The 13,512-nt window shown below is 69.7% G+C and carries 16 protein-coding genes and 3 tRNA genes; 18 read left to right on the top strand and 1 reads right to left on the bottom strand.

The window, feature by feature from the left end; translation table 11 throughout:
- The first annotated feature begins 90 nt into the window (after nt 1-90).
- The 13 genes from JOD54_RS03175 to JOD54_RS03115 all read left to right on the top strand — a co-directional run bounded on the left by JOD54_RS03175 (nt 91) and on the right by JOD54_RS03115 (nt 9,132).
- Nucleotides 91-2,766, top strand: coding sequence for a putative bifunctional diguanylate cyclase/phosphodiesterase (locus tag JOD54_RS03175; protein WP_204449096.1), 2,676 nt, complete (start codon nt 91-93; stop codon nt 2,764-2,766).
- A gap of 65 nt (nt 2,767-2,831) precedes the next feature.
- Nucleotides 2,832-2,904: transfer RNA gene (locus JOD54_RS03170), tRNA-Thr, on the top strand.
- Nucleotides 2,905-2,966: 62 nt separating this feature from the next.
- Nucleotides 2,967-3,039 (top strand) — tRNA-Met (locus tag JOD54_RS03165).
- 170 nt (nt 3,040-3,209) lie between these two features.
- A complete protein-coding gene (rpmG, locus tag JOD54_RS03160) occupies nt 3,210-3,374 on the top strand; it encodes a 50S ribosomal protein L33 (RefSeq protein WP_372440251.1) in 165 nt (54 codons plus the stop codon).
- Nucleotides 3,375-3,465: 91 nt separating this feature from the next.
- Nucleotides 3,466-3,921 (top strand): MaoC family dehydratase N-terminal domain-containing protein, encoded by a 456-nt coding sequence (locus JOD54_RS03155; protein ID WP_204449094.1) that lies wholly within the window; start codon nt 3,466-3,468, stop codon nt 3,919-3,921.
- Nucleotides 3,918-4,346 carry a MaoC family dehydratase gene (locus JOD54_RS03150; RefSeq protein WP_204449093.1) on the top strand — a complete coding sequence of 143 codons (429 nt, stop codon included), beginning with the start codon at nt 3,918-3,920 and terminating at the stop codon, nt 4,344-4,346. Before JOD54_RS03155 ends, JOD54_RS03150 begins: the two co-directional genes overlap by 4 nt.
- 62 nt (nt 4,347-4,408) lie before the next feature.
- Nucleotides 4,409-5,506 (top strand): aminotransferase-like domain-containing protein, encoded by a 1,098-nt coding sequence (locus JOD54_RS03145; protein WP_204449092.1) that lies wholly within the window; start codon nt 4,409-4,411, stop codon nt 5,504-5,506.
- A gap of 205 nt (nt 5,507-5,711) precedes the next feature.
- Nucleotides 5,712-5,784: transfer RNA gene (locus JOD54_RS03140), tRNA-Trp, on the top strand.
- 65 nt (nt 5,785-5,849) lie between these two features.
- Nucleotides 5,850-6,266, top strand: a complete 417-nt coding sequence (gene secE, locus JOD54_RS03135; protein ID WP_204449091.1) for a preprotein translocase subunit SecE — start codon at nt 5,850-5,852, stop codon at nt 6,264-6,266.
- Nucleotides 6,267-6,318: 52 nt separating this feature from the next.
- The gene (gene nusG, locus JOD54_RS03130) at nt 6,319-7,113 is read left to right on the top strand and encodes a transcription termination/antitermination protein NusG (RefSeq protein ID WP_204449090.1); all 795 of its coding nucleotides are present in this window, start codon (nt 6,319-6,321) and stop codon (nt 7,111-7,113) included.
- 114 nt (nt 7,114-7,227) lie between these two features.
- Complete coding sequence (rplK, locus tag JOD54_RS03125) at nt 7,228-7,659, top strand: 50S ribosomal protein L11 (protein WP_092777606.1); 432 nt, start codon at nt 7,228-7,230, stop codon at nt 7,657-7,659.
- Between the two features lie 116 nt (nt 7,660-7,775).
- Nucleotides 7,776-8,498: a 50S ribosomal protein L1 gene (gene rplA, locus JOD54_RS03120; protein WP_204449089.1), complete on the top strand. Its 723-nt coding sequence runs from the start codon at nt 7,776-7,778 to the stop codon at nt 8,496-8,498.
- 121 nt (nt 8,499-8,619) lie between these two features.
- The gene (locus JOD54_RS03115; RefSeq protein ID WP_204449088.1) at nt 8,620-9,132 is read left to right on the top strand and encodes a hypothetical protein; all 513 of its coding nucleotides are present in this window, start codon (nt 8,620-8,622) and stop codon (nt 9,130-9,132) included.
- Nucleotides 9,133-9,136: 4 nt separating this feature from the next.
- On the opposite strand, the gene JOD54_RS03110 is transcribed toward JOD54_RS03115, so the two are convergent.
- Nucleotides 9,137-9,949, bottom strand: a complete 813-nt coding sequence (locus JOD54_RS03110) for a hypothetical protein (RefSeq protein ID WP_204449087.1) — start codon at nt 9,947-9,949, stop codon at nt 9,137-9,139.
- 224 nt (nt 9,950-10,173) lie between these two features.
- Between JOD54_RS03110 and rplJ the strand changes: the two genes are divergently transcribed.
- From rplJ to JOD54_RS03085, 5 genes are all read left to right on the top strand, one after another.
- Complete coding sequence (gene rplJ, locus JOD54_RS03105; RefSeq protein ID WP_204449086.1) at nt 10,174-10,731, top strand: 50S ribosomal protein L10; 558 nt, start codon at nt 10,174-10,176, stop codon at nt 10,729-10,731.
- A 61-nt stretch (nt 10,732-10,792) separates the two neighbouring features.
- Entirely contained in the window at nt 10,793-11,179 is a 387-nt protein-coding gene (gene rplL, locus JOD54_RS03100; protein WP_204449085.1) for a 50S ribosomal protein L7/L12, read from the top strand.
- A 247-nt stretch (nt 11,180-11,426) separates the two neighbouring features.
- Nucleotides 11,427-12,506, top strand: a complete 1,080-nt coding sequence (locus JOD54_RS03095) for an ABC transporter ATP-binding protein (protein WP_204449084.1) — start codon at nt 11,427-11,429, stop codon at nt 12,504-12,506.
- On the top strand, nt 12,503-12,727 hold the full coding sequence (locus tag JOD54_RS03090) for a hypothetical protein (protein WP_204449083.1): 225 nt from the start codon (nt 12,503-12,505) through the stop codon (nt 12,725-12,727). The genes JOD54_RS03095 and JOD54_RS03090 overlap by 4 nt, the downstream gene beginning before the upstream one ends.
- Nucleotides 12,724-13,512 (top strand): MlaE family ABC transporter permease, encoded by a 789-nt coding sequence (locus JOD54_RS03085; protein WP_204449082.1) that lies wholly within the window; start codon nt 12,724-12,726, stop codon nt 13,510-13,512. The genes JOD54_RS03090 and JOD54_RS03085 overlap by 4 nt, the downstream gene beginning before the upstream one ends.

The following is a 13,512-nucleotide window of genomic DNA, read 5'->3' as shown; positions in this document are numbered from 1 at the left end:
ATCGGGGTACAGTCAGCGGGCCGTCGGGGTCCCGCCACGCGCGGGAAGGTCACCAGGACCACCCTCCCGCGGCCGTTGGAGGAGGTTGCAATGCCGGACCACCCTGGCGCGGCCGAGCAGGGCACCCCACACCAGGACACCGCCGAACCGGGTGCGAACCCGGAGCAGTGGCAGGCCGAGGAGCAGGCGCCCGACCGCCGCTTCCTCTTCTTCTCCATCCTCGTCCTGGTCTCCGGCCTCGTCGCCGCCGGACTGACCTCCTGGTGGCTGCCCGCCCGCGACACCCCGCAGGTCGTCGTGGTCGGTCTGCTGCTGGCGCTGGGCTTCCTGCTCGCCGAACAGCTCGCGATCAACATCGACGTGCGCACCGGTGTCTCCTGGTCGATCTCCTTCTGCGAGATCCCACTGGTCATCGGCCTGTTCGTCGCGCCGTTCGAGGTGGTGCTCGCCGCGCACCTGCTCGCGGGCGTCGGCACCCTGCTGGTGCGCAAGGTGCAGGACCGGATCCTCTACAACGCGGGCGCGATGATCTTCGAGATCACCAGCGCCTTCGCCGTCGCCAAGTGGGTCAACGACCTGCTGCAGGGCATCGGCCCCGCCTGGGCGGGCGTGCTCGCCGGAGCCCTCGTCGCGCCGCTGTCGAGCACCCTGCTCGCCCTGGTCTGCGTGCGGGTCCTCGGCCGCACCATGCGCATCAACGCCGCCGTCCGGCTCGTGCTGCGCACCCTGGTCCTCGGCCTGGTCAACGCGTCCATGGGCGTCGTCGGCTACCAGGTCGTCTCGCACGCCGAGGCCGGTTGGCCGCTGCTGGTGCTCGCCCTCGCGGGCCTGTCCGCCCTCTACATCGCCTACTCCGGGCTGCTGCGCGAACAACGCGACCTGGAGGCGCTCTCCGAGGTCAGCCTCATCGTCGCCCGCTCCGGCCACCAGGCCGCGGCGAAACCCTCGCTCGGCCGCACCGACCCGACCAAGATGCCGCAGGTCGCCGACAGCGACGAGTGGCAGGTCATCGCCGACCGGATCAAGGACCAGCTCGGCGCCGCCCGGGTCGTGCTCCGGCTGCGCTTCGAGCCGCAGCTGCCGCTGCACACCGTGGTCTCCGGTGACGAGCTGCCGCCGGAATCGCGCGACGTCGAGGCCACCGGATCCCGCGCGGACGCCCTGCTGCGGTTGCCCGGCTCGCACGTGCGGCACTTCCGCCGCGGCGACGCCACCCCCGAGATCCGGCACGCCCTGCTCCGCCGCGCCGCCGACGAGGCGCTCGTCGTGCCGCTGCGCAGCGCCAGCCACCTGCTCGGCGTGGTCGAGGCGCACGACAAGCTCTCCCGCTGGCGCGGCTTCGGCCAGGCCGACCACCGGCTGATCGGCACCATGGCCAGCCACCTGGCCACCGCCATGGACAACCGGCGGCTGCTGGCCACCCTGCGCCACGACGCCTACCACGACCCGCTGACCAACCTGCTCAACCGCCCCGGCTTCCGCCGCGCCGCCGGTGACCCGCTGCGCCGCCACCAGAACTCGGTGGTGCTGCGCATCGACCTCGACGTCCTGTCCACCGTCAGCGACGCCCTCGGCTACGCCTGGAGCGACCGCATGGTCGTCGCCGCCGGTCGGCGCCTGCGCGACGCGCTCGGCCCGGACGTCGCCCTGGCCAGGCTCGAAGGCGGCCAGTTCGCCGCGCTGCTGCTGCAGACCTCCCCCGAGGAGGCGCACGAGATCGCCGAGCGGCTGCGCGCCGAACTCGCCGCCCCGTACCCGGTCGACCGGCTCACCGTCGAGGCCAACTCGGTGGTCGGCTACTCCGGGCCGCGCTGCGGCGAGCACGACGGCGGCCAGGTCGAGACCGACGTCGACGCCCTGCTGCAGCGCGCCGACGTCGCCCTGCGGGCCGCGCGCTCCAGCGGCGACACGGTCAAGGCGTACCTGCCCACCATGGGCCAGATCTTCCTGCGCCGCTTCCAGCTGGTCACCCAGTTCCGCCAGGCGCTGGAGACCGGCCAGGTCAAGGTGCACTACCAGCCCAAGGTCGCCCTCCCCAGCCGCCAGGTGCTCGGGGTCGAGGCCCTGGTCCGCTGGCGGCACCCGGAGTTCGGCAGGCTCGACCCCGACGAGTTCGTGCCCGCGGTCGAGGCGGCGGGCCTGGTCGACGCGCTCACCAGCTTCGTGATGGACCAGTCGCTGATCCGGGTCCGCAAGTGGATGGACCGCGGCCTGCGCATCGCCGCGGCGGTCAACCTGTCGGTCCGCAGCCTCGACGACCCGAGCTTCCCCGACCGGGTCGCCGCCGCGCTCGCCAGGCACGACGTGCCGCCGGAGCTGCTCACCCTGGAGCTCACCGAGTCCGGCGTGATGGCCGACCCGCAGCGCGCCCTGCCGGTGCTGCGCCGCCTGCACACCCTCGGCGTCGTGCTGGCCGTCGACGACTTCGGCACCGGCTACTCCTCGCTGGCCTACCTGCGGCAGCTGCCGGTGGACGAGGTCAAGATCGACAAGAGCTTCGTGCTCGGCATGGGCACCGACCTCGGCGACCTCGCCGTGGTCCGCTCGATCGTCGAACTCGGCCACTCGCTCGGCCTGACCGTGGTCGCCGAGGGGGTCGAGGACGACGCCGCGCGCGACCAGCTCGCGGGCATGGGCTGCGACGTCGCGCAGGGCTACCTGATCTCCCGGCCGCTGTCGGAGAGCAGGCTGGAAGCCTGGCTGCAGGCCAGGACGACGCAGGCCAGGGGCCTGCGCGACGAGACCGTGCTGACCCTGCTGTCCTAGATCGACCCCCCGTTTTGGAGCTGCGGCGGGGGCTGTGTAAAGTACTCCACGTCCCCAGGGACAAGGCCCCTTTAGCTCAGTCGGCAGAGCGTCTCCATGGTAAGGAGAAGGTCTACGGTTCGATTCCGTAAAGGGGCTCGACGGTTCGGCCGCGGTACACCGGGAACATCAGCGGTGTGGCGCGGCTTGATCCATGTCAGAGCGGTGTAGCTCAGTCGGTAGAGCAAGCGACTCATAATCGCTGTGTCGCCGGTTCAAGTCCGGCCATCGCTACGCGATGGGTGACGTGTGTCGATGGAAAGCATCGACCAGGTCGCTTCGCCATTGTTCTGGGGGCCTAGCCCCCAGACCCCCAGCCGGGGGTTGCCCCCCGGACCCCCCACGCCGGGTCGGCCATGTGGTCGGTTTCGGGGTTGTTGATCTTTTGTGAAGGGCTGGTTGTTGTGGCTTCTACTGACGTGCGGCCGAAGATCACGCTCGCGTGTGAGAGCTGCAAGCACCGCAACTACATCACCAAGAAGAACCGGCGCAACGACCCGGACCGGGTGGAGCTGAAGAAGTTCTGCCCGAACTGCGGGACGCACAAGCTGCACAAGGAAACCCGCTAAGCCGGGTACCGGGGTTCGATGAGGCCATCCCAACCTGTGTGGGGTGGCCTTTGTCGTGGGTGGGTAGGCGTGGGCGGATAGGGTTGCGGGCGTGGCGCTTGAGCAGTCGTTCGTGGGGCGGGAGTACCCGCCGGATGTGGTGTACGAGGTCGGTCGCGAGAAGATCCGCGAGTTCGCCGAGGCGATCGGGGACTCGCGGCCCGAGTACGTCGACGCCGGGGCGGCGCGGGCCCTGGGGTACGCCGACGTGGTGGCCCCGCCGACGTTCACCACCATCGTCAACCTGGCCTCGATCAACCGGATCGTCAACGACCCCGAACTGGGGTTGGACTACAGCCGGATGGTGCACGGGGACCAGAGCTTCACCCACCACAACCCCGTGGTGGCAGGGGACCGGCTGGCGGTGACCACCACGGTGGAGAGCATCTCGCGGCGCGCGGGCAACGACTTCATCACCCTCAAGGCCGAGATCCGCACCGAGGCGGGCGAGCCGCGGGTCACCACCCGGGCCCTGCTCGTGGTGCGGGACGCGGAGGAGTCGGCATGACCCAGATCAACGGTGGGCGGGCGGGTTCGGATGTCAACGTCGGCGACCAGCTGCCCGAGCTGTCCGTGCGGGTCACCAGGGCCGACCTGGTGCGCTACGCCGGTGCCGCGCTGGACTTCAACCCGATCCACTGGAACGAGGCCTTCGCCAAGGGCGTCGGCCTGCCGGACGTGATCGCGCACGGCATGCTCACCATGGCGCTGGCCGGTCGGGTCGTCACCGACTGGGGCATGGGCGCGCTGGTCGACTACCAGGCCCGCTTCACCCGCCCCGTCGTGGTGCCCAACGACGACACCGGCGCCCTGGTCGAGCTCAGCGGCAAGGTGGGCGCCCTCCTCGAGGACGGCACCATCCGGGTCGACCTGTCGGCCAAGTTCGAGGGCCGCGCCGTGCTCGGCAAGGCCATCGCGATCGTCCGCCCGTAGCGCTGCCCGGGCGTGGTCGACCCCATCGGCCAGGCCACGCCCGGTTCATCTAGATTCCACGCGTGACGGCATCAGAACTCATCTCCTTCGCCCGCGGCGCCCCCTCCCTCGACATCATCGACGTGGAAGGCCTCAAGGCCGCCGCGGACGCCGCACTCACCAAGGACCCCGGCGCCGCGCTCGGCTACGGCACCGCGGTCGGCTACCTCCCGCTGCGCGCCCACCTGGCCGAGCAGCACGGCGTGGCCGAGAACCAGGTACTGGTCACCAACGGCTCGATGCAGGCCGACGCGTTCCTGTTCGACCAGCTGGTCACCGCGGGTGCCCCGGTCGTCGTCGAGCGCCCGACCTACGACCGGACCCTGCTCGGGCTGCGCCAGCGCGATGCCGACGTGCGCCCGGTGTCGCTGCAGGTCGACGGCATCGACACCGACGAGCTGGCCGAGCTGCTGGCCTCGGGCCTGCGCCCGACGTTCGCCCACATCATCCCCAACTTCCAGAACCCGGCCGGGTACACGCTGAGCCTGGCCAAGCGCAAGCGCTTGCTGGAGCTGGCCGAGCAGTACGACTTCGTCATCTTCGAGGACGACCCGTACGTCAAGATCCGCTTCGCTGGCGAGTCGCTGCCGACGATGCTGGAGCTCGACGAGGGCCGCGGCCGCGTGGTCTACGCGAGCTCGTTCTCCAAGACCGTCGCGCCCGGCTCCCGGGTCGGCTACCTGGTCGGCCCGGCCGCGCTGATCGACAAGATCCGCGTCGCGGCGACGAACACCTACATCTCGCCGAACATGCTGGCGCAGGCGATCGTGCACCAGTTCGCCATCGGCGGCCGGTTCGAGACCGCAGTGGCCGGGGTCAACGCCGCACTGGCCGAGCGGGTCCGGGTGCTGTGCGACGCGCTCGCCGAGAAGCTGCCGGAGGCGAAGTTCACCGCGCCCGAGGGCGGGTACTTCATGTGGGTGGAGCTCGCCGACGGCGTGGACGTCGCCAAGCTCCTGCCCGCGGCCGAGGAGCGTGGGGTGACCTTCGTGAAGGGCACCGACTTCCTGCTCGACGGCGGTCACTCGACCATGCGCATGGCCTACTCCGGGGTGCGCGCCGACCAGATCCCCGACGGCATCGCCCGGCTCGCCGACGCGGTGGCCGCGCTGCGCGGCTGATCGTCCCAGCCGGTTCGCCGTGTTCTTGATCACTACGGCGAACCGGCTGGTCAGGGCCCTGATCGGTACTCGGTTTAGGTGGCTGCGGCCGGGTACCGTATGCTCTCGTGCTTGGAACGCCTTGACCGTCCCCCTCGGGTTTCCGGTGGGGATAGTGGAGTGCGTCCGAACGCGGTCCGCCGGTAGGGTTGGTGGCGGAGTGCGAAGGGGTGTAGCTCAATTGGCAGAGCAGCGGTCTCCAAAACCGCAGGTTGCAGGTTCGATTCCTGTCGCCCCTGCGTTTGACGTCCGGTCCGGTTGATCCCGCACCGGCGGCGAGATTTCCAGCGAGCGGAGGAATGGCGTGGCTGAGGACCAGGAGCGGGAAGAGGGGCAGGAGCGCCCCTCTCGTCCGTCCACCGCCGCCGCCCGGCGTGAGCGCCGCGGCACGGCTCGCCCAGCCGCGCGCAAGGACGCCGACGGCAAGTCCGAGGCGCGGGCCAAGGCCCGCCCGGAGCGCGCGGCCAAGTCCGACGCAGCCGACGCCAAGGGCCGCCCGACGCCCGCGCGCGACCGCAAGGACGACAAGGGCTCGATCTTCGGCAGGCTCGCCCGGTTCCTGCGCGAGGTCGTCTCCGAGCTGCGCAAGGTCATCTGGCCCACCCGCAAGCAGCTGATCGGCTACACCGCCGTCGTCCTGGTGTTCGTCGCCTTCATGGTGGCGCTGGTCGCGGGGCTGGACGTCGCCCTGGGCAAGGGCGTGTTCTGGCTGTTCGGCTGAGTCGCCGCCGATACGCCGAACACGTGCTGCACGAAAGGAAGCGAGACCAACTGTGACCTCCGAGAACGGCGCGGCCCCGGCCGGCGACCTGACCGAACTCTCCGAGGACCACCCCGTCATCGACACCGAGCCCACCGACGAGGTCGAGCCGGACACCGACGACGTGGACACCGCTGACGAGGACTCCGCGGCAGCGGACGAGGACACCGCCGACGCGACGCCGATCGACGCCCCGCCAGCGGACCCGGTCGCCGAGATGCGCGCCGCGCTGCGCGCCGCGCCCGGTGACTGGTACGTGGTGCACTCCTACGCCGGGTACGAGAACAAGGTCAAGACCAACCTCGAGACGCGCATCCAGACCCTGGACATGGAGGACTACATCTTCCAGGTCGAGGTGCCGACCGAAGAGGTCACCGAGATCAAGAACGGCCAGCGCAAGCAGGTGCAGCGCAAGGTGCTGCCCGGCTACATCCTGGTCCGGATGGAGCTCAACGACGGCTCCTGGTCCGCGGTGCGCAACACCCCCGGCGTGACCGGGTTCGTCGGCGCGACCTCCAAGCCATCGCCGCTGACCATCGACGAGGTGCTCAAGTTCCTCCTCCCGCAGGTCGAGGAGGCCAAGCCGACCGCGGCCAAGGGCTCCACCTCGGGTGTCACCCGCGGCCAGACCGTCGAGGTGGACTTCGAGGTCGGCGAGTCGGTCACCGTCATGGACGGCCCGTTCGCCACGCTGCCCGCCACCATCAGCGAGGTCAACGCCGACGGGCAGAAGCTGAAGGTCCTGGTGTCGATCTTCGGCCGGGAGACCCCGGTCGAGCTGTCGTTCAACCAGGTCTCCAAGATCTGACCGGTCCGAGGGATCGGGCCGGGCAGGCGCACCCGCGACGCAGCCATTCGTCGCCGGTGCGTCCACCGCGGTGCCGCGCGCGCCGCACACCGGAAGCACTAAGGAAGCACTGAGATGCCACCCAAGAAGAAGAAGCTCGCAGCGATCATCAAGCTGCAGATCAAGGCGGGCCTGGCCAACCCGGCCCCGCCGGTCGGCCCCGCGCTGGGCCAGCACGGCGTCAACATTATGGAGTTCTGCAAGGCCTACAACGCCGCGACCGAGTCGCAGCGCGGCACCGTGGTGCCGGTCGAGATCTCCGTGTTCGAAGACCGCTCGTTCGACTTCAAGCTCAAGACCCCGCCTGCGGCCAAGCTGCTGCTCAAGGCCGCCGGGATCGAGAAGGGCTCGGCAGAGCCGCACAAGACCAAGGTCGCCAAGGTCACCTGGGACCAGGTCCGCGAGATCGCCGAGACCAAGAAGACCGACCTCAACGCCATCGACATCGACCAGGCGGCGAAGATCATCGCCGGTACCGCCAGGTCCATGGGCATCACGGTCGAATAAGACCGCACAGCACCACCCCGTGGGAGGGCCACGCGCTGGCCCGCACCACACCTGATCCGCGCGCGGCTGGTCCGCTTCCCGATCGGCCGCGCACACTTTCGTTAGAAGGAACAGCAATGGCAAAGCGCAGCAAGGCATACCGCCAGGCGGCCGAGCTGATCGACCGCGAGCGGCTCTACACCCCGCTCGAGGCCGCCCAGCTCGCCAAGGAGACCTCCAAGGTCAAGCTGGACGCGACCGTCGAGGTCGCCATCCGCCTCGGCGTCGACCCCCGCAAGGCCGACCAGATGGTCCGCGGCACGGTCAACCTGCCGCACGGCACCGGCAAGACCGCCCGCGTCATCGTCTTCGCGACCGGCGACAAGGCCGCCGAGGCCGAGGCCGCCGGTGCCGACGCGGTCGGCTCCGAGGACCTGATCGAGCGCATCCAGGGCGGCTGGCTCGACTTCGACGCCGCGATCGCCACCCCGGACCAGATGGCCAAGGTCGGCCGGATCGCCCGCATCCTCGGCCCGCGCGGCCTGATGCCGAACCCGAAGACCGGCACGGTGACCCCCGACGTCACCAAGGCGGTCAACGAGATCAAGGGCGGCAAGATCAACTTCCGGGTGGACAAGCAGTCCAACCTGCACCTGGTGATCGGCAAGGTCTCCTTCGACCAGGCCAAGCTGGTCGAGAACTACGCCGCCGCCCTCGACGAGGTCCTGCGCGCCAAGCCGTCCGCGGCCAAGGGCCGGTACCTCAAGAAGATCACCTTCTCCACCACCATGGGCCCCGGCATCCCGGTCGACCCGGCGAAGCTGCGCAACCTCCTCGAAGAGGACGTCGCCGCTTCGTGATCCACGCTTGAGGAAAGGGCCCCGCTCCGGCGGGGCCCTTTTCCGTTGTGCGGCACCCCTTTCGGGTGGAGGTCGTGGTTTCGGACCACCACCGGTTCGGTCCACTCGGGACGATCAGCGCATGGTGAAACCAGCTCGCGTCCTCAGTGCCGCCCTGCTCCTCGGCGCCGCCCTGATCGCCCCCGCCGCCTCGGCGCACGCCGCCCCGACCACCGTCGTCGAACCGCACTGCGGCGAGTGGGTGGACTACAACAGCCAAGAGAACCGCCGGATGAAGAGCTGGCTGTGCTTCTACGACTCCGGCACCGGCGGCGTCTACCCCGTGCTGTGGACCGAGTGCGGCTGGCTGGCCCTGTTCGGCATCGGCTGGGAGAAGCCGCCCAACGGCTGCCGGATCTGGGAACCCAGCTACTACGAGATCACCTTCCCCGACGGCACCAAGACCACCGACAAGACCTTCCCCGGCGCCTCCGGCTCCAACACCGCCAACTCCACAGCCGAGACCTACCCCTGCCAACCCGGCACCTGGCGCCTGCACTCCTACTACGGCATCCAGATGAAAGACGTCCTCGGCAACTGGGGCAGCAGCGTCTCCGCCACCCACGAGGTCACCGTCGAGATCACCTGCCCTTAGCAGGTCAGCCGGTGGGTTGGGTGGCCTTGGCCGGGCAGGGGGTTGGCTCGTCGTCGTGGCGGGTGATGGTCCACTGGTCGCCTCGGGAGCCTGGGATGACCTTGACGGTGAAGCGGCCGAGGCGGGGGCCGTCGTAGACGTCCATGGCGCAGGAGCTGATCACGACGGTGCCGTCGGTGCGGGGGGTGAGGTCCATCGCGACGGGGAAGCGGGGTTCTGCGTACTTGTTGGCCGTGCCGACCTCGGCGTTGAGGCGTTGGACGGCGGTGCGGCAGTCCGGGGCGTTGAAGTGCCTGGCGAACTGGTCCTCGACCTGCTGCGTCTCGAACCGGGTGCAGGCGTCGTCGGGGATGTTCTGGGCGATGTTGTCGTAGAACGCGCGGACGGCTTCCTTGGGCGTGGTGGCGAACAGGACAGTCCGCGTGGTCTTGCCGCCGCCGGTCTGCGACGCGGGGAGGTCTTCGTTGGGGTTGCCGAAGAACTTCTGGTAGGCCCAGTTGAGCGCGAGCAGGACGACGAGCAGGTAGATCAACCGGCGGAACCACTTGTTCAGCAGCACCCGCAGCCACACCGGGCGGCCGTTGCGCGCCGCGGGCGGCGGGGGCAGCGTGCCGTCGGCCTGACCGCGTTGGAACTCCTGGAACCGCTGGAACTCCTGGAACTGGCGCCACTGCTCGTCGTCGGGCACCGGCACCGCGGGCGGCTGGCCCGGCGGCCGGATCGCGGGCGGTCCGGCTGGCGGCTGGTCGCGGTCCGGCTGCTCCTGGTCGGCCATGGTCACCATCATGCCGTGTCGGTCGACCCCGGTTTTGCGCACCGAAGAACCACGGCTATTCTTAGCCACGGTTCACCGAAGACCGCTGGTCTCCGTCGCGCGAGCGGCGGATGAAGGTCCCACGGATGTGGGCGGCCCGCGCAGGGGGACATGGATCGTGCTTCGTCGGCTGTTCGCAGCCTGTCGCGCCCCGTGCCGCCTCACGCGCCGGGGCGTTCCTCGTCTCCGGGGTCGGCCAGCGACCCGAACACGAGAGGAGGCGACCCATGGCGAAGTCAGAGAAGGTGGGCGCAGTCGCCGAGATCGCGGACAAGTTCCGCACCAGCTCGGCCACCGTCGTCACCGAGTACACCGGCCTCTCCGTGGCCCAGCTGACCACGCTGCGTCGCGCTCTCGGCACTGGCACGACCTACCGTGTCGCGAAGAACACCCTGGTCAAGCGGGCTGCCGCGGACGCCGGGGTGGAGGGTCTGGACAACCTGTTCGTCGGTCCGACCGCGATCGCCTTCGTCGAGGGCGAGCCGGTCGACGCCGCGAAGGCGATCCGCGACTTCGCGAAGGACAACAAGGGTCTGGTCATCAAGGGCGGCTACATGGAGGGCCGCCCGCTCACCGTTGAAGAGGTCGCGCAGATCGCCGACCTCGACAGCCGTGAGGTGCTGCTCGCCAAGCTGGCGGGCGCGATGAAGGGCAACCTCGCCAAGGCCGCCGGGCTGTTCAACGCCCCGGCCTCGCAGGTCGCCCGCCTTGCCGCGGCTCTGCAGGAGAAGAAGGCCGCCGAGGGCGGCTCCGCTCCCGCGGACGACGCCGCAGCCGAGAGCTGATCACCCCACCCGGAAGAATCGCGCCCGCTAGGCCGGGTGTGTTAGCGAAAGGACCGCCACCATGGCGAAGCTCAGCACCGACGAGCTGCTCGACGCGTTCAAGGAGATGACTCTCCTGGAGCTCTCGGGCTTCGTGAAGCAGTTCGAGGAGACCTTCGAGGTCACCGCCGCCGCGCCGGTCGCCGTTGCCGCCGCCGCCCCCGGCGCCGCGCCGGCCGAGGCCGCCGAGGAGCAGGACGAGTTCGACGTCATCCTCGAGTCCGCTGGCGACAAGAAGATCCAGGTCATCAAGGTCGTCCGCGAGGTCGTCTCGGGCCTGGGCCTGAAGGAGGCCAAGGAGCTGGTCGAGGCCGCTCCGAAGGCCGTCCTGGAGAAGGTCGCCAAGGAGGCCGCCGAGGCCGCCAAGGAGAAGCTCGAGGCCGCTGGCGCCAAGATCTCGGTCAAGTGATCTAGCTCCACCCTCGTCGAAGGGCCCGACACCCACGCGGTGTCGGGCCCTTCGCGTTGTCTGGGGTCACGCAGGGTGCTAGCGGGTGACCCAAAGCGATGATGTGGGCAATCTCATAACCCGGTTGAGCGAACGGGGAGGGATCCGAGTACTTTTCCAACTCGGCAGTAACTTCGCGAGTAACCCGGTCGGGTCGCCCTCGTTGCACGGGGGTGAACGCCGGTGAGCTGGACGGGCTGGAGGTTCGATGGGCGCCGAGGTGGTCGTCGAGGGGCTGACGAAGTCCTTCGGGAACCAGGCCATCTGGCGGGACGTCACGCTGACCCTCCCGCCGGGTGAGGTCTCGGTGATGCTCGGGCCGTCCGGCACCGGCAAGTCGGTGTTCCTCAAGTCGATGATCGGACTGCTCAAGCCCGACCGCGGCCGCTGCGTCGTCAACGGCGTCGACATCGTGACCTGCTCGGAGGCCAAGCTCTACGAGGTCCGCAAGCTCTTCGGCGTGCTGTTCCAGGACGGCGCCCTGTTCGGCTCGATGAACCTCTACGACAACGTCGCCTTCCCGCTGCGCGAGCACACCCGCAAGTCCGAGGCCGAGATCAAGCGCATCGTGCTGGACAAGCTGGAGCTGACCGGCCTGCAGGGCGCCGAGCGCAAGCTCCCCGGCGAGATCTCCGGCGGCATGCGCAAGCGGGCCGGGCTGGCCCGCGCCCTGGTCCTCGACCCCGAGATCATCCTGTGCGACGAGCCCGACTCCGGCCTCGACCCGGTGCGCACCGCGTACCTGAGCCAACTGCTCATCGACCTCAACGCCCAGATCGACGCCACCATCCTGATCGTCACGCACAACATCAACCTGGCCAGGACGGTGCCGGACAACCTGGGCATGCTCTTCCGCAAGGAACTGGTGATGTTCGGCCCCCGCGAGGTCCTGCTCACCAGCGACGAGCCGGTGGTCGCCCAGTTCCTCAACGGCCGCCGCCTCGGCCCGATCGGCATGTCCGAGGAGAAGGACGCCGCCCAGATCGCCCAGGAAGAGGCCCACGCCGCCGCCGGGCACGCCGACGGTTCGTCCGAAGAGGACCTGCGCGGGGTGGTGCCGCAGCTGGAGCCGACCCCCGGCCTGCCGGAGCGGATGGCGGTGCGCAGGCGCAAGGACCGGGTCATGCGGGTCCTGCACTCCCTGCCCCAGGCCGCCCAGCAGGGCATCATCGAGTCCCTCACCCCCGACGAGCTCCTCCGCTACGGCCTCACCGCCCCCCGCCCCCGCCCAGCCCCCCACATCGACGACACCCAGGAAATCCCGGCCTGGCCCGGTGGTCGGCCATGACCGCGCTGCTCAGGACGCACCTCGGCTCGGCCGGGTTGAGTGCGCGAGGCCGCTCCGCAGGCGGTGGTGACTCGCGCTTGGTGGGCGTCGGGCAGTCATCGCAGCTCGCCGCAACCGCACAGCCGGTGGGCGGGGTCGTCGGGCAGTTGCCGCGCCCCCTGGCCGCGATGCCGCTGGTCGTCGACACCCGTGTCCGGTCCACAACCGGTGGTCGACCATGACCGCGCCCGCGAGGTCCTTCCCCGGGGCCGGGGCGTTGCGGGAGACCGGGAGGCTCTGCGCCCTCGGTATCGATGTGGTGGTCAACATCTTCCGGCGGCCGTTCCAGACGCGGGAGTTCGTGCAGCAGTGCTGGTTCATCGCCAGTGTCACGATCTTGCCGACGGCTCTGGTGGCGATCCCGTTCGGTGCGATCGTGGCGCTGCAGCTGGGCACGTTGATCGTCCAGTTGGGTGCGCAGTCCTTCACCGGCGCCGCCAGTGTGCTCGCGATCATCCAGCAGGCGGCACCCCTGGTCACCGCTCTTCTCGTGGCCGGGGCGGGTGGGTCGGCGATCTGCGCGGACATCGGGTCGCGGACGATCCGCGAGGAGATCGACGCGATGGAGGTGCTCGGGGTTTCGCCGGTGCAGCGGCTGGTGGTGCCCAGGGTATTGGCGGCGATGGTGGTCGCGGTGTTGCTCAACGGCCTGGTCAGCGTGGTCGGGGTGATGGGCGGCTACTTCTTCAACGTCGTGCTGCAGGGCGGGACGCCGGGGGCGTACCTGGCGAGTTTCTCCGCGCTGGCGCAGTTGCCGGACCTGTGGATCAGCGAGATCAAGGCGCTGATCTTCGGGTTCATCGCGGGTGTCGTGGCGGCCTACCGGGGGCTCAACCCGAAGGGCGGCCCCAAGGGGGTCGGTGACGCGGTCAACCAGTCCGTGGTCATCACCTTCCTGCTGCTGTTCTTCGTCAACTTCGTGCTGACCGCGGTCTACCTGCAGGTCGTCCCGGCGAAGGGGAGCTGA

The organism is Actinokineospora baliensis (genome assembly GCF_016907695.1).
Lineage (GTDB): Bacteria > Actinomycetota > Actinomycetes > Mycobacteriales > Pseudonocardiaceae > Actinokineospora > Actinokineospora baliensis.
Note: the sequence above shows the minus strand (reverse complement) of the source record. Positions and strands in the feature narration are given on the sequence as shown.